The 15,966-nt window shown below is 70.0% G+C and carries 16 protein-coding genes; 13 read left to right on the forward strand and 3 right to left on the reverse strand.

What is annotated here, in order from left to right; genetic code table 11:
- Window positions 1-29 precede the first annotated feature (29 nt).
- From thrS to DEJ14_RS09665, 13 genes are all read left to right on the forward strand, one after another.
- Window positions 30-2,018: a threonine--tRNA ligase gene (gene thrS / locus DEJ14_RS09605; RefSeq protein ID WP_111084180.1), complete on the forward strand. Its 1,989-nt coding sequence runs from the start codon at window positions 30-32 to the stop codon at window positions 2,016-2,018.
- The gene (locus tag DEJ14_RS09610; RefSeq protein WP_111084047.1) at window positions 2,018-2,587 is read left to right on the forward strand and encodes an HIT family protein; all 570 of its coding nucleotides are present in this window, start codon (window positions 2,018-2,020) and stop codon (window positions 2,585-2,587) included. The genes thrS and DEJ14_RS09610 overlap by 1 nt, the downstream gene beginning before the upstream one ends.
- Before the next feature lie 13 nt (window positions 2,588-2,600).
- Window positions 2,601-3,521 (forward strand): pyridoxal 5'-phosphate synthase lyase subunit PdxS, encoded by a 921-nt coding sequence (pdxS, locus tag DEJ14_RS09615; RefSeq protein ID WP_111084046.1) that lies wholly within the window; start codon window positions 2,601-2,603, stop codon window positions 3,519-3,521.
- Window positions 3,511-4,122 carry a pyridoxal 5'-phosphate synthase glutaminase subunit PdxT gene (gene pdxT / locus DEJ14_RS09620; protein ID WP_111084045.1) on the forward strand — a complete coding sequence of 204 codons (612 nt, stop codon included), beginning with the start codon at window positions 3,511-3,513 and terminating at the stop codon, window positions 4,120-4,122. The genes pdxS and pdxT overlap by 11 nt, the downstream gene beginning before the upstream one ends.
- Before the next feature lie 118 nt (window positions 4,123-4,240).
- On the forward strand, window positions 4,241-5,008 hold the full coding sequence (locus DEJ14_RS09625) for a YebC/PmpR family DNA-binding transcriptional regulator (protein WP_111084044.1): 768 nt from the start codon (window positions 4,241-4,243) through the stop codon (window positions 5,006-5,008).
- A 2-nt stretch (window positions 5,009-5,010) separates the two neighbouring features.
- Window positions 5,011-5,655 (forward strand): crossover junction endodeoxyribonuclease RuvC, encoded by a 645-nt coding sequence (ruvC, locus tag DEJ14_RS09630; protein ID WP_111084043.1) that lies wholly within the window; start codon window positions 5,011-5,013, stop codon window positions 5,653-5,655.
- Window positions 5,652-6,272 carry a Holliday junction branch migration protein RuvA gene (gene ruvA / locus DEJ14_RS09635; RefSeq protein WP_111084042.1) on the forward strand — a complete coding sequence of 207 codons (621 nt, stop codon included), beginning with the start codon at window positions 5,652-5,654 and terminating at the stop codon, window positions 6,270-6,272. Before ruvC ends, ruvA begins: the two co-directional genes overlap by 4 nt.
- Entirely contained in the window at window positions 6,269-7,312 is a 1,044-nt protein-coding gene (ruvB, locus tag DEJ14_RS09640; protein WP_111084041.1) for a Holliday junction branch migration DNA helicase RuvB, read from the forward strand. Before ruvA ends, ruvB begins: the two co-directional genes overlap by 4 nt.
- Before the next feature lie 91 nt (window positions 7,313-7,403).
- Window positions 7,404-7,802 (forward strand): preprotein translocase subunit YajC, encoded by a 399-nt coding sequence (locus DEJ14_RS09645; protein ID WP_111084040.1) that lies wholly within the window; start codon window positions 7,404-7,406, stop codon window positions 7,800-7,802.
- 92 nt (window positions 7,803-7,894) lie between these two features.
- Window positions 7,895-9,646 carry a protein translocase subunit SecD gene (secD, locus tag DEJ14_RS09650; protein ID WP_111084039.1) on the forward strand — a complete coding sequence of 584 codons (1,752 nt, stop codon included), beginning with the start codon at window positions 7,895-7,897 and terminating at the stop codon, window positions 9,644-9,646.
- A complete protein-coding gene (gene secF / locus DEJ14_RS09655; protein ID WP_111084038.1) occupies window positions 9,646-10,659 on the forward strand; it encodes a protein translocase subunit SecF in 1,014 nt (337 codons plus the stop codon). The genes secD and secF overlap by 1 nt, the downstream gene beginning before the upstream one ends.
- Window positions 10,659-11,006 (forward strand): rhodanese-like domain-containing protein, encoded by a 348-nt coding sequence (locus tag DEJ14_RS09660; protein WP_111084037.1) that lies wholly within the window; start codon window positions 10,659-10,661, stop codon window positions 11,004-11,006. The genes secF and DEJ14_RS09660 overlap by 1 nt, the downstream gene beginning before the upstream one ends.
- A gap of 69 nt (window positions 11,007-11,075) precedes the next feature.
- Window positions 11,076-13,400 (forward strand): RelA/SpoT family protein, encoded by a 2,325-nt coding sequence (locus tag DEJ14_RS09665; RefSeq protein ID WP_228505676.1) that lies wholly within the window; start codon window positions 11,076-11,078, stop codon window positions 13,398-13,400.
- 50 nt (window positions 13,401-13,450) lie between these two features.
- Here the strand turns inward: DEJ14_RS09665 and DEJ14_RS09670 are convergent, their stop codons facing one another.
- From DEJ14_RS09670 to deoC, 3 genes are all read right to left on the reverse strand, one after another.
- Complete coding sequence (locus DEJ14_RS09670; RefSeq protein WP_111084036.1) at window positions 13,451-14,002, reverse strand: type IV toxin-antitoxin system AbiEi family antitoxin; 552 nt, start codon at window positions 14,000-14,002, stop codon at window positions 13,451-13,453.
- 109 nt (window positions 14,003-14,111) lie between these two features.
- The gene (locus DEJ14_RS09675; RefSeq protein ID WP_111084035.1) at window positions 14,112-15,065 is read right to left on the reverse strand and encodes an ROK family protein; all 954 of its coding nucleotides are present in this window, start codon (window positions 15,063-15,065) and stop codon (window positions 14,112-14,114) included.
- Window positions 15,066-15,202: 137 nt separating this feature from the next.
- Window positions 15,203-15,934, reverse strand: a complete 732-nt coding sequence (gene deoC / locus DEJ14_RS09680; protein WP_111084034.1) for a deoxyribose-phosphate aldolase — start codon at window positions 15,932-15,934, stop codon at window positions 15,203-15,205.
- Window positions 15,935-15,966: the final 32 nt, after the last annotated feature.

Consider the following 15,966-nt stretch of genomic DNA (forward strand, 5'->3'; position numbering starts at 1 on the left):
CAGCGCCGGAGAGCGCCGAGCCCGCAGCCGTGCCCCAGGCACCCGAGCCCCGCACCGCGACGACGACCACGACGGGCACCGAGCTCTTCGACGGTGAGCGCGGCGTCGTCGCGATCCGCGTCGACGGTGTCCTCAAGGACCTCGCTGCCGACGTCGCCGCCGGCGAGACCGCCGAGGCCGTCACCCTGCAGGAGCAGGACGGGCTCGACATCCTCCGCCACTCGGCCGCGCACGTGCTCGCGCAGGCCGTGCAGCAGATCAACCCCGAGGCCAAGCTCGGCATCGGGCCGCCCGTCACCGACGGCTTCTACTACGACTTCGACGTCGCCGAGCCCTTCACCCCCGAGGACCTCAAGGCGATCGAGAAGGGCATGGACCGCATCGTCAAGCAGGCCCAGCGCTTCCGCCGCGTGGTCGTATCGGACGAGCAGGCGCGCGAGCTGATGGCGGGGGAGCCGTACAAGCAGGAGCTCATCGGGCTCAAGGGTGCTGCGACCGACGGTGACTCCGGCGAGAGCGTCGAGGTCGGCGCCGGCGAGCTCACCGTGTACGAGAACGTCGACCCGAAGTCGGGTGAGGTCGTCTGGCAGGACCTCTGCCGGGGCCCGCACGTGCCGCACACCCGTTGGATCGGCAACGCCGCGAAGCTCATGCGCGTCGCCGCTGCCTACTGGCGCGGCTCCGAGAAGAACCCGCAGCTGCAGCGCATCTACGGCACCGCCTGGCCCGACAAGGACCAGCTCAAGGCGTACCTGGTGCGGCTCGAAGAAGCCGCCAAGCGCGACCACCGCAAGCTCGGTGCCGAACTCGACCTGTTCTCGTTCCCCGACGAGATCGGGTCCGGTCTGGCGATCTTCCACCCGAAGGGCGGCATCATCCGCCGCGAGATGGAGGACTACTCGCGCCGTCGGCACGAGGAGAACGGCTACTCGTTCGTCTACACGCCGCACATCACCAAGGGCGACCTGTTCGAGACCTCCGGGCACCTCGGCTGGTACAAGGACGGCATGTTCCCGGCCATGCACATGGACGAGGCGAAGGACGAGGACGGCAACGTCACCCGCCAGGGAGCCGACTACTACCTCAAGCCGATGAACTGCCCGATGCACATCCTGGCGTACCGGTCGCAGCCGCGTTCGTACCGTGACCTGCCGCTCCGGATGTTCGAGTTCGGCACGGTCTACCGCAACGAGAAGACCGGCGTCATCCACGGCCTCACCCGGGTCCGTGGCATGACCCAGGACGACGCGCACATCTTCACCACGCAGGAGAAGATGAAGGAGGAGCTGACCACGACCCTCGAGTTCGTGCTCTCGCTGCTGCGCGACTACGGCCTCGACGACTTCTACCTCGAGCTCTCGACGAAGGACCCGGAGAAGTACGTCGGCGACGACGAGGTCTGGGACGTCGCGACGAACACCCTGCGCGAGGTCGCCGAGGAGTCCGGCCTCGAGCTCGTGCCCGACCCCGCCGGAGCCGCCTTCTACGGCCCGAAGATCTCGGTGCAGGCCCGCGACGCCATCGGCCGCACGTGGCAGATGTCGACCGTGCAGCTCGACTTCAACCTGCCCGAGCGCTTCGGCATCGACTACACCGCGGCCGACGGCTCCCGCCAGCGCCCGGTGATGATCCACCGTGCACTGTTCGGCTCGATCGAGCGGTTCTTCGGCGTGCTGACCGAGCACTACGCCGGAGCGTTCCCGGCCTGGCTGTCCCCGGTGCAGGTCGTCGGCATCCCCGTCGCGGCTGAGTACGGCGACTACCTCGACGAGGTCGTCGCGAAGCTCCGGTCGCACGGCGTCCGCGCAGAGGTCGACCACTCGGACGACCGCATGCAGAAGAAGATCCGCACGCACACCAAGGCGAAGGTGCCGTTCCAGCTCATCGCGGGCGGCGACGACCGCGACGCCGGTGCGGTGTCGTTCCGCTTCCGTGACGGGCGGCAGGACAACGCCGTGCCCGTGGACGAAGCGGTCGACCGCATCCTGACGGCGATCCGCGAGCGCGCGCAGGTCTGATGACGGACGAGCAGGACCCGCTGGTCATCCGGGACGCCGCCACCGGTGCGGCCGTCCCGGATGCCTTCCAGCGCCTGTGGAACCCGCACCGGATGGCGTACATCGACGCCGGGCGCGAGGGCACGGGCCGCGGGCACGCAGACGACTGCCCGTTCTGCGAGGCACCGCGGAAGTCCGACGAGGACGCCCTCATCGTCGCCCGGGGCGAGCACGCCTACGTGCTGCTCAACCTGTTCCCGTACAACAACGGACACCTGCTGGTCTGCCCGTACCGCCACGTGCCGCTGTACGACGAGGCCACGCCGGACGAGCTCCGCGAGATGGGCGAGCTGACCCAGACCGCGATGCGGGTCCTGCGCACCGTGTCGCACTGCGACGGCTTCAACATCGGCATGAACCAGGGCGAGGTCGCGGGGGCCGGCATCGCCGCGCACCTGCACCAGCACGTCGTGCCGCGGTGGCAGTCCGACGCGAACTTCTTCCCGATCATCGCGCGGACGAAGTCGATGTCCCAGATGCTCGGGGACACCCGCCGACTGGTCGCCGAGGGCTGGCCTGCAGCGGACTAGACTGATCGGCATCATGAGCGACAGCACCAGCACCTCCGGCACCCCTGGCACCTCGATCACCGGCTCCGACCGCGTCAAGCGCGGCCTCGCCGAGATGCTCAAGGGCGGCGTGATCATGGACGTCGTCGACGCCGAGCAGGCCCGCATCGCGGAAGAAGCCGGCGCGACCGCGGTCATGGCCCTCGAGCGCGTCCCCGCCGACATCCGCGCACAGGGTGGCGTCGCCCGCATGTCCGACCCGTCGATGATCGAGGAGATCATCGCCGCTGTGTCGATCCCCGTCATGGCGAAGGCCCGCATCGGCCACTTCGTCGAGGCGCAGGTGCTGCAGGAGCTCGGCGTCGACTACATCGACGAGTCCGAGGTGCTCTCGCCCGCCGACTACGTCAACCACATCGACAAGTGGAACTTCACCACGCCGTTCGTCTGCGGTGCCACCGAGCTGGGCGAAGCCCTCCGTCGCATCACCGAGGGCGCCGCGATGATCCGTTCCAAGGGCGAGGCCGGCACGGGTGACGTGTCCGAGGCCACGAAGCACATCCGCACGATCAACAAGGAGATCGCGGCGCTGCGCCACCTCAAGGAAGACGAGCTCTACGTCGCCGCCAAGGAACTGCAGGCGCCGTTCGAGATCGTGCGCGAGGTCGCCCGCACCGGCAAGCTCCCCGTCGTGCTCTTCACCGCCGGTGGCGTCGCCACCCCGGCCGACGCCGCGATGATGATGCAGCTCGGCGCGGACGGCGTGTTCGTCGGCTCCGGCATCTTCAAGTCCGGCGACCCGGCGAAGCGTGCCGCGGCGATCGTCAAGGCAGTCACCTTCCACGACGACCCCAAGGTCATCGCCGAGGTCTCGCGTGGTCTGGGCGAGGCGATGGTCGGCATCAACGTCGCCGACGTCCCCGCGCCGCACCGCCTCGCCGAGCGTGGCTGGTAGCACGACGGGCAGCGCTCGGCCCCGCATCGGGGTCCTGGCACTGCAGGGTGACTTCCGCGAGCACATCGCCTCGTTGACGGAGCTCGGCGCCGACGTGGTGCCGCTCCGTCGCCCCGAGGAGATCGCGGCGCTCGACGGCGTCGTGATCCCCGGTGGCGAGTCGAGCGTGATGGACAAGCTGTCCCGGGCGTTCGGCGTCGCCGAGCCCCTCGCTGCTGCCATCCGCGACGGCCTGCCGACGTACGGCACGTGCGCCGGCATGATCATGCTGTCGTCGCGGATCACCGACGGCATCAGCGGCCAGCAGACCCTCGACGTGCTCGACACCACGGTGCGACGGAACGCGTTCGGCAGCCAGAACGACTCGTTCGAGGTCGACGTCCCGATGCCCGAGCTCGGTGACGCCCCCGTGCACGCGGTCTTCATCCGCGCCCCGGTGGTGGAGCAGCACGGCCCCGGCGTCCAGGTCCTCGGCGCGCTGGCGGACGGGCAGGTCGTCGCGGTGCAGCAGGGCAACGTGCTCGCGAGTGCGTTCCACCCCGAGGTCGCCGGCGAGGACCGCTTCCACCGCCGCTTCCTCGCCATGGTGCGCAGCGCCTGACGCGAGCTGCGGGCACTGGGCCCGGCCGTCTGCGCGCCCGCACCGGCGGGGCGGGGCGGCACCGGGCCTCCCGGCTGGGTAAACTGACCCCGACTTTCCGCAAGACGCAAGGAGAACCGTGTCCGGGCATTCCAAGTGGGCGACGACCAAGCACAAGAAGGCCGTCATCGACGGCCGCCGTGCCAAGTCCTTCGCCAAGCTCATCAAGAACATCGAGGTCGCCGCGAAGATGGGCGGCGCCGACCTGTCGGGCAACCCGACGCTGGTCGACGCGATCCAGAAGGCCAAGAAGACCTCGGTCCCGAACGACAACATCGACCGCGCCGTCAAGCGCGGTGCCGGCCTGACCGGTGAGTCGATCGAGTACACGACGATCATGTACGAGGGCTACGCCCCGAACGGCGTCGCGATGCTGATCGAGTGCCTCACCGACAACAAGAACCGCGCAGCGGCCGAGGTCCGGACGGCGATGTCCCGCAACGGTGGCACCATGGCCGACCCGGGCAGCGTCGCCTACAACTTCTCGCGCAAGGGCGTCATCTCGGTCACGAAGACCGACGGCCTCGACGAGGACACCGTCATGACCGCCGTGCTCGACGCCGGTGTCGAGGACGTCATCGACCAGGGCGGCGGCTTCGAGATCATCACCGAGGCGAGCGACCTCGTCGCGGCCCGCACCGCACTGCAGGACGCCGGCATCGACTACGACTCGGCCGACGCCGAGTTCGTCCCCGGCCTCAAGGTGCCGGTGGACGCCGAGACCGCCCGCAAGGTCTTCCGCCTGATCGACGCGCTCGAGGACAGCGACGACGTGCAGAACGTCTACGCCAACTTCGACGTGCCGGCGGACGTCCAGGCCGAGCTCGACGAGGACGAGGGCGAGTAGCCGTGCTCCGTGTGCTCGGGGTGGACCCCGGGCTCACCCGGTGCGGCGTCGGCGTCGTCGAGGTCGCACCGAACCGTCGTGCACGGCTCGTCCACGTGACGGTCGTGCGCACCCCGGCGGACATGCCGCTCGAGCAGCGGCTACTCCGCATCGCCGACGGCATCGCCGCCGAGATCGACGAGCACCACCCGGACGCGGTCGCCGTCGAGCGTGTGTTCGCCCAGGCGAACGTCCGCACCGTGATGGGCACCGCCCAGGCGGCCGGGCTCGCGCTGCACGCCGCGGCGGCCCGCGGGCTGCCCGTCGGCCTGCACACGCCGTCCGAGGTCAAGGCGGCCGTCACCGGCTACGGCAACGCCGACAAGCGCCAGGTCCAGACGATGATCGCGCGCGTGCTCGGTCTCGCCGAGGCCCCGAAGCCGGCCGACGCCGCCGATGCGCTCGCGCTGGCCGTGTGCCACGCCTGGAGGCTCGGATCACCTGACGTCGCCGGCGAACGTGCCACGAACCTCACCCCGGCACAACGCGCGTGGCGCGACGCACAGGGCGGCACCGTCGACTCCCCGCTCGCCCGTGCGGCCGCTGCCGCGGCCCGACCGCGTGGCTCGTCGGCCGCGTCGGTGGGCGGCCGTAGGCTCGGAGCATGATCGCGAGTCTCCGGGGTACCTGCATCGACATCGCCGGTTCCGGCGTGGTGATCGAGGCCGGGGGAGTCGGGTACGCCGTCACCGTGACCCCGGCCCACGCACTGACGATGCGCCACGGGTCCGAGGTGTTCGTCCGCACCGCGATGATCGTGCGCGAGGACGAGCACCTGCTCTTCGGCTTCGAGTCGACCGACGCCCTCCAGGTGTTCGACCTGCTGCGCAGCGTCACGGGCGTCGGGCCCAAGTCCGCGATGGGCGTCCTGGCCCACATGGACCCGTCGCAGGTCGCGAACGCCGTCGCGAAGGACGACGACGGCGCCTTCCGCAAGGTCTCCGGCATCGGCCCGAAGACCGCCAAGCTCATCATCCTCGCGCTCACCGGCAAGCTCGCGGCGTTCGAGCAGGCCGCCGTCGTCACCGCTGGTCGTGGCACTGCTGCCCACCCGGCTGCGACCGACGTCGTCTCCGCACTGATCGGCCTCGGCTGGCGCGAGGACGCAGCACAGACCGCCGTCGACGAGACCGTCGCGAACGAGCCAGGGGCCGCAGCCATGGGCACGCAGGCGCTGCTCCGCGCCGCGCTCGGTGCGCTCCGGCCCGCCGGTGCCGGTCGATGAGCGGCATCACGTCAGCCGGAGCCGAGTCGCAGGAAGAACTCGCGTTCGAAGGTGCACTCCGGCCGCGGTCGCTCGACGAGTTCGTCGGCCAGCGCAAGGTGCGCGGGCAGCTCGACCTGCTGCTCAAGGCGGCGGGCATGCAGGACCGCACCCCGGACCACATCCTGATGGCGGGTCCTCCCGGCCTCGGCAAGACCACGCTCGCGATGATCGTCGCGCACGAGACCGGCCGTCCGTTGCGGATGTCGAGCGGTCCGGCGATCCAGCACGCGGGCGACCTGGCCGCCGTCCTGTCCTCGCTCGTGCCGGGCGAGGTCCTGTTCATCGACGAGATCCACCGGATGGCGCGCTCGGCAGAGGAGATGCTCTACCTGGCGATGGAGGACTTCCGGATCGACGTCATGGTCGGCAAGGGCGCCGGCGCGACGAGCATCCCGCTCGACCTCGCACCGTTCACCCTGGTCGGCGCCACCACCCGCGCCGGCCTGCTGCCGAACCCGCTCCGCGACCGCTTCGGCTTCACGGCGCACCTCGAGTTCTACGAGAAGGACGAGCTCGAACAGGTCCTGATCCGCGCCGCGCACCTGCTCGAGCTCGACATCGACCGATCGGCCCTGCGCGAGATCGCCGGGCGCTCCCGTGGTACCCCCCGCATCGCGAACCGGCTGCTCCGCCGGGTCCGCGACTACGCCCTCGTGCACCGCACCACCGACGGCATGGCGGCCGTCCAGGGTGCGCTCGACCTGTACGACGTCGACGAACTCGGCCTCGACCGCCTCGACCGCGCCGTGGTCGAGATCATGCTGACCCGCTTCGACGGCGGACCGGTGGGGCTGAACACCCTCGCGGTCTCGGTCGGAGAAGAGTCCGAGACCATCGAGTCGGTCGTCGAACCGTTCCTCGTCCGGGTCGGTCTGGTCACGCGCACCCCGCGCGGCCGCATCGCGACCCCGGTCGCCTGGCGGCACCTCGGCCTCACCCCCGGGCAGGGCGTCGGGCCGCTCCCGGGTCTGTTCGACGACACCGACACCACCGACTAGCGGCCGATCGGTCGGGTGACATGCCACGCACAGTGGCGTGCCCTAGACTGCTACGGCCCGAAACCGAGCAACCAGAGAAGGCAACTGCATCATGGGTCAAGAAGTCATCCTCATCGTCATCGTCGTGGCGTTCGCGGCCTTCATGTTCTACAACAGCCGCAAGCGCAAGAAGCAGCAGGGCGAGCTCGCCACCAAGATGGTGCCGGGTGCTCGCGTGATGCTGTCCTTCGGCCTGTACGGCACGCTCCTCTCCGTCGACGACGAGAAGGTCACCGCCGACGTCGAGATCGCACCGGGCACCGTCGTCACGGTGCACCGCCAGACCCTGTCGCGCGTCGTCGACGACAGCGCGTCGGACATCGAGACCACCGCGACGCCGGAGGACGAGGCCAAGCCCGTCGCCGAACTCAACGGGGAGCCGGTCTACGGCGAGCGGGTCGACAACGACCGCCTCGACGAGACCGACTCGAAGCGCAAGTCCGACGACTGACGCCCTCGGCCGCCGGGTCGTCTGACCCGGCGGCTTCCCGCTGCCGTCGTGCCTGAACGCCGACGGTCCTGAACAGAAAGACGAGACGACCGGTGGCACGATCGACACCCGTCAAGAAGGCGCTGCGCTCGCTCACCTGGTTGGTGATCCTGATGGCGATCCTCGCCGGCCTGAACACCGCCGCGTCGATCCTCGCCGGCAGCTCGAAGGACGACACGGACAAGTGGTACCAGGGCGCGAGCTGGGTCCCCGAGCTCGCACTGGACCTGCAGGGTGGCACGCAGCTGACCCTGGCGGCGCAGAACACCGAGGGCGGGTCGGTGACCAAGCAGCAACTCGACCAGGCGGTGGAGATCATCCGCCAGCGCATCAACGCCACCGGCGTCTCCGAGACCGAGATCAACACGCAGGGTGCGAACAACATCGTCGTGTCGATCCCCGGTCGGCCCGACAAGGCCACGATCGACCGCATCGAGGCAGCCGCCAAGCTGACCTTCCGCCCGGTGCTCTTCACCGAGGCCGCGACGAACTCCGCCGTCGGTGACGACGGCACGTCCACCGCCTCGCCGACGCCCTACTCGCCGCCGGCCTCGCTCGCGGCGACGCCCAGCGCGAAGCCGACGAACGCCAGCGACGTCAACTGGATCACCCCGGCGCTGCAGGACCTGTACACCAACTACAACTGCGCGGCTCCGGACGACGTGACCACGGCGCCGGACGACGAGCCCCTCGTCACGTGTGACGCCGACGGTGCGTCGAAGTACATCCTCGGCCCGGTCGAGGTCTCCGGTGCGAACATCAGCAACGCCACCTCGGGTCTCGCCACCGACTCGCAGGGCACGTCGACGGGCCAGTGGGCCGTCAACCTGACCTTCGACGGCCAGGGCACGAAGGACTTCCGCACCGTCACGAACCGCCTCGTCTCGCTGCAGGCGCCGCAGAACCAGTTCGCGATCGTGCTGGACGGCTCGGTCATCACGGCCCCGTCCACGAACTCCGCCATCACCAACGGCAAGGCGCAGATCACCGGCTCGTTCACGGCCGAGTCGTCGAAGACGCTCGCCGACCAGCTCAAGTACGGTGCGCTGCCGATCAACTTCCAGGTGCAGTCGAACGAGAACATCTCGGCGACGCTCGGCACGGCGCAGCTCATCGGTGGTCTCGTCGCGGGTCTGATCGGCCTCGGCCTGGTGATCATCTACTCCGTCATCCAGTACCGGGCGCTCGCGTTCGTGACGGTGCTCTCGCTCGGGGTCGCAGCGGTCCTGACCTACCTGGTCATCGCGATCATGTCGTGGCGCGTCGACTACCGCCTGTCGTTGGCGGGTGTGGCGGGCCTGATCGTCGCGATCGGCATCACAGCGGACTCGTTCATCGTCTACTTCGAACGAATCCGCGACGAACTCCGCGACGGTCGTGCCCTCGAGAGTGCGGTCGAGTCGGGCTGGAAGCGCGCACTCCGCACGATCCTGGCGTCCGACGCGGTGAACTTCCTCGCCGCCGTCACCCTGTACGTGCTCGCGGTCGCCGACGTGAAGGGCTTCGCGTTCACGCTGCTCCTCACGACGCTGATCGACATCGTGGTGGTCGCGCTGTTCACGCACCCGATGATGCAGCTCATCTCCCGCAGCCGGTTCTTCGGCGACGGGCACAGGTTCAGCGGGCTCGACCCGGCGGCGCTCGGTGCGGTCTACAAGGGGCGTGCGCAGTTCCGCGCCCCCGTGGTGGACGGCAAGCGCCAGCGCAGTGCCGGTGAGGCGCAGCGCCGACAGACGATCGCGGAACGGAAGGCCCAGCAGGCCTCCGGCGACAACGGCTCGACCCCGGACGGGAAGGACGACTGATGGCCAGCTTCAGCCAGTTCGGCAGCGACCTCTACACGGGCAAGCGGTCGTACGACATCATCGGGCGACGCAAGACCTGGTACCTCATCGCGCTCGTCATGATCGTGATCTCGCTCGTCACCCCGTGGCTGCGCGGCGGGTACCAGCTCGGCATCGAGTTCACCGGTGGTTCCGAGTTCACCCTGTCGGACGTCAAGAACACCGACCAGAGCATCGCGACGGACACCGTCGAGCGGGTCGTCTCGGACGAGATCCCGCGCGTCTCCCAGCTCGGCACGCACGGCATCCGCGTGCAGACCGGCCAGCTCACCGACCGGCAGACGACCGAGGTGCAGGACGCCCTGGCGAAGGCCTACGACGTGCCGGAGAGCCAGGTCGCGGCGACGTTCATCGGTGCCACGTGGGGCGCCGACGTGCTCGCCCAGGCGATCCGCGGTCTGGTGATCTTCCTCGCCCTGGCCGCCGTGTTCATGACGCTGTACTTCCGCACCTGGAAGATGTCGCTCTCCGCGATGGCCGCGCTGCTGCACGACCTGTTGATCACGGCCGGTGTCTACGGCATCGTCGGGCTCGAGGTCACGCCCGCGGCGGTGATCGGCTTCCTGACGATCCTCGGGTACTCGCTCTACGACACCGTGGTGGTCTTCGACAAGGTGCGTGAGAACACCGCGCAGGAGTCGATCCGCACGTTCAAGCAGTCGGTGAACCTCGCGGTGAACCAGACGCTCGTCCGCTCGATCAACACCTCGGTCGTGGCGCTGCTGCCGGTCGCGGCGATCCTGTTCATCGGGTCGTACGTGCTCGGTGCGGGCACGCTCCGTGACATCTCGCTCGCACTGTTCATCGGCATCATCGTCGGCACCTACTCGACGATCTTCATCGCGTCGCCGATGTACGCCCAGCTGCGCGAGAACGAGCCGAAGATCAAGCAGGCCGACGCCAAGAAGACCCAGGCGGCCGAGAAGCGCCAGCGCGAGGTCGACGCCGACGCCGACGCGAAGGCGACCGCCTGATGCCGATCGAGATCACCGAGGTCGACGTCGCCGAGGCGCGTCGTCGGCTCGGGTCGGGGTCACGGCTGTTCGACGTCCGCGAGCAGGGGGAGTGGGACCAGGTCCACGCTCCCGAGGCCACGCTCGTCCCGATGTCCGAGCTGGTGAACCGCTGGCAGGAGATCGACGGCGGCGACGAACCGGCGATCATCGTCTGCCACTCGGGTGCTCGTTCGGCCCGGGTGGTCGCGGCACTCGAACAGTCCGGTGTCTCCGCGGTCAACCTGACCGGCGGCATGGTCGCCTGGGAGCAGTCCGGCGCACCGGTGGTCCGCGACGCCCAGGGCGAACCGGGTCACGAGCACTGACCGGACACGCGTAGTGTTGGCGGATCGAGCTCGGATCGAGCTCTCGGACCGAGTCCTGGGAGGCGCATCATGACGGACACCCGCGAAGAGCCGTCCGCGCCGAGCCGCCCCGGCTCCGCCCAGCGGCCGACCAGCCCCCTCGGGCCGAACACGACGGGCAACCTCGGTTCCCTCCGCTCGCTGCTGCCGCGCCTGTTCTCCCGCGCCCAGCCGGCCGGTGCCGTGGACACCCTGATCCGCACGGTGCGCTCGCACCACCCGAAGGCCGACGTCACGCTCATCGAGCGCGCGTACTCCGTCGCCGAGCGCGCGCACGACGGCCAGAAGCGCAAGTCCGGCGAGCCGTACATCACGCACCCCGTCGCGGTCGCCCAGATCCTGGCCGACCTGGGCATCGGGCCGATCACGATCGCCGCCGCGCTGCTCCACGACACGGTCGAGGACACCGACTACCAGCTCGACCAGCTGCAGGTCGACTTCGGCGACGAGATCGCCATGCTCGTGGACGGCGTCACGAAGCTCGACAAGGTCAAGTACGGCGACAGCGCCCAGGCCGAGACGGTCCGCAAGATGGTCATCGCGATGTCGAAGGACATCCGGGTGCTGGTCATCAAGCTCGCCGACCGGCTGCACAACGCCCGCACCTGGGGCTTCGTCGAGTCCACCTCCGCCACCCGCAAGGCGAAGGAGACGCTCGAGATCTACGCGCCCCTCGCGCACCGGCTCGGCATCCAGATGATCAAGCTCGAGCTCGAGGACCTGTCGTTCGCGGTCCTGCACCCGAAGCTCTACGTCGAGATCGACAGCCTGGTCAAGGAACGGCAGCCGAAGCGCGAGCAGTTCGTCCAGAACGTCATCGGCACGCTCAAGAAGGACCTGAAGGCCGCGAAGGTCCGCGGCGAGGTCATGGGACGGCCGAAGCAGTACTACTCGATCTACCAGAAGATGATCGTGCGGGGTCGCGAGTTCGACGAGATCTACGACCTCGTCGGCATCCGGGTGCTCGTACCGACGGTGCGCGACTGCTACGCCATGCTCGGTTCGGTGCACGCGCGGTGGACCCCGCTGCCCGGCCGGTTCAAGGACTACATCGCGACGCCGAAGTTCAACCTGTACCAGTCGCTGCACACCAGCGTGCTCGGGCCGCAGGGGCGACCCGTCGAGATCCAGATCCGCACGCACGAGATGCACCAGCGCGCCGAGTTCGGTGTCGCGGCGCACTGGAAGTACAAGCAGCGCGCCGCCGGCCGCGACGTCGGCACCTCGTCGACCACCGACGACCAGGACATGGCGTGGCTCGCGCACATCACCGACTGGCAGGCCGAGACGAGCGACCCGGGGGAGTTCCTCGACTCACTCCGCTACGAGATCGGCGCGAAGGAGACCTACGTCTTCACGCCGCAGGGCAAGGTCATCGGACTGCCCGCCGGCGCCACCCCGGTGGACTTCGCGTACGCCGTGCACACCGAGGTCGGGCACCGCACCATGGGCGCCAAGGTCAACGGTCGCCTCGTCCCGCTCGAGAGCTCGCTGTCGAGCGGTGACGTCGTCGAGATCTTCACGTCGAAGAACCCCGACTCCGGTCCGTCGCAGGACTGGCTGAAGTTCGTCAAGAGCCCGCGTGCGCGCAACAAGATCAAGCAGTGGTTCACCAAGGAGCGTCGCGAAGAGGCGATCGAGCAGGGCCGCGACGCCATCGCCCGCGCCGTGCGCAAGCAGAACCTGCCGCTCCAGCGGATCATGAGCCAGGACACCATCGCCGAGGTCGCCTCGTCGATGCGGTACGACGACGTCTCGGCCCTGTACGCCGCGGTCGGCGAGGGACACGTCTCGACGCAGTCCGTCATCGAAAAGGTCCTGGGCAGCGTCCAGAGCGACACGGAGACCGACGAGCCGGAGCTCACGTTCCCGCGCCAGGTCACGAGCCGTCAGCTGCGCACGAGCGACAGCGGCGTGCTGGTGCGTGGTGCGCCGGACATCCTGGTGAAGCTCGCGAAGTGCTGCACCCCGGTGCCGGGCGACCAGATCGTCGGCTTCATCACCCGCGGGCAGGGTGTCTCGGTGCACCAGTCGTCGTGCACGAACGTCAAGTCCCTGATGAACGAGCCCGACCGGATGATCGAGGTCGAGTGGGCCCCGTCGTCGAAGTCGGTGTTCCTCGTGCAGATCCAGATCGAGGCGCTCGATCGGTCAGGGCTGCTCAGCGACGTCACCCGGGTGCTCACGGACCACCACGTCAACATCTTGTCGGCGACGGTCTCGACCTCGTCCGACCGGTTGGCGCTCAGTCGGTTCGTGTTCGAGATGGGTGACACCATCCACCTCGACCGGGTGCTGAACGCGGTCCGACGCATCGACGCCGTCTACGACGTCTACCGCGTCAGCGCGGGCTGAGCACGACCCGAGCACGCGTCAGCGCGGGCTGAGCACGGTCCACGCACGTGTCAGCGTGCGCTGAGCAGCCCGCGCAGCCGTCGCTCGGCTTGCCGCGCCATCGGGATGGTCCCGAGGCCGCTCAGGCGCGCGTGCAGCTCGTCCACGGTCACCGCCCCGATCGTCAGCAGCCCGTCGACGGCCGCTGCCCGCTCGGGGTCCCAGTAACCCGGGGTGCGGAGCAGGTCGACGGCGGTGCGCGCCGGCGTCGTCACGACGGTCTGCACGGACCCCAACCGGACCACGTCGTCGGGCCGGAGCGCGACCTCGCGCAGGTGCAGGCCCGGGCCGACCGCGATGCGCAGCTGCGGCGGGACGCTCGCCTCGACGGGGTCCGGTGGCCGCGACGCCGCGCCCCAGATCCACGCAGCGGTCCGGCCGGAGGCGACGAGCCGCGCGTCGCCGAAGACCCACGACGCCGCGGTCGCGCGCAGCGCCGGGTCCTGCGGCGTCGCGGGGGAGGCCCAGCACGGCCCGACGGGCACCAGCTCGCCAGCGAGCACCGCTGCGCGCAGTTCCGCTTCGGGCCAGTCGTCCGTGGTCAGGAGACGGGAACCGGGCACCCCGTCATCCTGCCGGACCGCGACACCCGGCCGACACCCCCTGTGGAGAGGCCGGGCACATCGGCGCCGACAGCGCCGCTCAGCGCAGGAGGACGTCGGCGCGGTCCGCTCAGCGCAGGACGTCGGCGCGGTGCACGAGTGCTGCGGCGCCGATGAGCGGGCCGTCCTGCGACAGCGCCGTCGGCACGATGCGCACCTTCGTCACGAACCCGAACTCGACGCGCTCCGCCACTGCTTCGCGTGCGTACTCGAACAGGTCCGGCGTGACGTGGGAGAACCCGCCGCCGATCGCCACGACCTCGAGGTCGACGAGGCTGGTCGCCGCTGCGATCGCCTGCCCGAGCGCCCGGCCGCTGCGCTTGACCGCGGCGACCGCGATCTCGTCGCCGGCCGCGTACGCCGCCGACAGTTCTTCGCCGGTGGATCCGTCGAAGCCCTGGCGCTGCGCCCAGGCGACGGTCTTCGGGCCGCTGGCGATCGCCTCGAGGCAGCCGGTGCCGCCGCAGGCGCACGGGTCGTCGTAGCCGCCGCACTCCACGTGCCCGATGTGCCCGGCGTTGCCGGTCGGGCCGCTGACGGTGCGGCCGTGCAGGATGAGACCTCCGCCGACGCCCGTCGACACGATCATGCCCATGACGTGGTCGTACCCCTGCGCCGCACCGACCCAGTGCTCGGCCAGCGTGATCGCCAGGCCGTCCATGCGCAGCGTGACCGGCACGCCCTCGGGCACGAGCGCGGCGATGCGGTCGCGCAGGGGGTGGCCGCGCCACACCGGCATGTTGAGCGGGGAGACGAGGCCGTGCTCCTCGTCGACGGGGCCGGCCGAGCCGACCCCGACGCCGACCAGGGTCGCGTCGGTCGGGACCGTGCCGAGCGCGCTCGTCACGACCTCGTCGACGGCGGCCTGCAGCTCGTCGGACGTGCGCTGCGGCCCGGTGGGGCTGCGGAAGCGCGTGCCCGGCAGGACGACGCCCTGGTCGGTGACGAGAGCGGCCTCGACCTTGGTGCCGCCGAGGTCGACGGCGAGTGCGAGGGCGGGGGGCTGGGGTGCGGTGCTGGACATGCGCGCTCCGATGCGGCGGTCTGGAGGCCCGGGGCGGCTCCCGGACGCGGCGTCGCGTCCGGTGCGCCCCGGCCTGGCAGGTGGTGGGTCGGTCGGGTCAGGTCGTCGTGCGGTGGATCAGGTCGTGTCGCGGTGGGTCAGTAGGAGCTGGTGTCGTCGCCCTGCGACGACGCGGCACCGGTCTCGACGCGGTGCGCGACCTCGTCGAGGATGCGCGCGGACGCACTCGTGCCGATGCGGTTGGCCCCGGCGTCCACCATCTCGAGCAGGGTGTCGAGCCCGCGGACACCGCCCGAGGCCTTGACGCCCGTGTCGGCACCGACCGTGCGGCGCATCAGTGCGATGTGCTCGGTCGTCGCCCCGCCGCCGGCGAACCCGGTGGAGGTCTTCACGAACGCGGCACCGGCGGACTGGGCGGCACGCGAGGCTGCGACGATCTCGTCGTCCGTCAGGAACGCGGTCTCGAGGATGACCTTGACGACGGTGGACCCGGCTGCGTCGACGACGGCGCGGACGTCCTGCTCGACGCGCTCCCAGTCGCCGGACTTCGCGACGCCGATGTTCTGCACCATGTCGAGCTCGAAGGCACCGTCGGCGAGGGCCTGCAGCGACTCGGCGACCTTGGCCGCGGTGGACGTGGTGCCGTGCGGGAAGCCGATGACCGTCCCGACGCCGACGCCGGTGCCCTGAAGACGCTCGACGGCGTAGGCGACGTCGCTGGGCCGGACACACACGCTGAAGACCCGGTACGCGGCGGCTTCGTCGAGCTGGGCGTCGACGTCCGAGCGGGTGAGCTCGGGCTTCAGGATCGCGTGGTCGATGAGGCCGCGGACGGCATCGGTGGTGACGGGGAAGGCTGCGTTGTCCACCCGGCAAGCCTACCCGTCAGGCGTGCCGCGTA

It is taken from the genome of Curtobacterium sp. MCJR17_020, assembly GCF_003234365.2.
In the GTDB taxonomy this organism is placed as follows: domain Bacteria; phylum Actinomycetota; class Actinomycetes; order Actinomycetales; family Microbacteriaceae; genus Curtobacterium.

Bases quoted from the DNA above. Each gene is read 5' to 3' on its own strand.
- DEJ14_RS09610 (WP_111084047.1), top strand. From the start codon at position 2,018: ATGACGGACGAGCAGGACCCGCTGGTCATCCGGGACGCCGCCACCGGT.
- pdxS (WP_111084046.1), top strand. From the start codon at position 2,601: ATGAGCGACAGCACCAGCACCTCCGGCACCCCTGGCACCTCGATCACC.
- ruvA (WP_111084042.1), top strand. From the start codon at position 5,652: ATGATCGCGAGTCTCCGGGGTACCTGCATCGACATCGCCGGTTCCGGC.
- ruvB (WP_111084041.1), top strand. From the start codon at position 6,269: ATGAGCGGCATCACGTCAGCCGGAGCCGAGTCGCAGGAAGAACTCGCG.
- DEJ14_RS09645 (WP_111084040.1), top strand. From the start codon at position 7,404: ATGGGTCAAGAAGTCATCCTCATCGTCATCGTCGTGGCGTTCGCGGCC.
- secF (WP_111084038.1), top strand. From the start codon at position 9,646: ATGGCCAGCTTCAGCCAGTTCGGCAGCGACCTCTACACGGGCAAGCGG.
- DEJ14_RS09660 (WP_111084037.1), top strand. From the start codon at position 10,659: ATGCCGATCGAGATCACCGAGGTCGACGTCGCCGAGGCGCGTCGTCGG.
- DEJ14_RS09665 (WP_228505676.1), top strand. From the start codon at position 11,076: ATGACGGACACCCGCGAAGAGCCGTCCGCGCCGAGCCGCCCCGGCTCC.
- DEJ14_RS09675 (WP_111084035.1), bottom strand. From the start codon at position 15,065: ATGTCCAGCACCGCACCCCAGCCCCCCGCCCTCGCACTCGCCGTCGAC.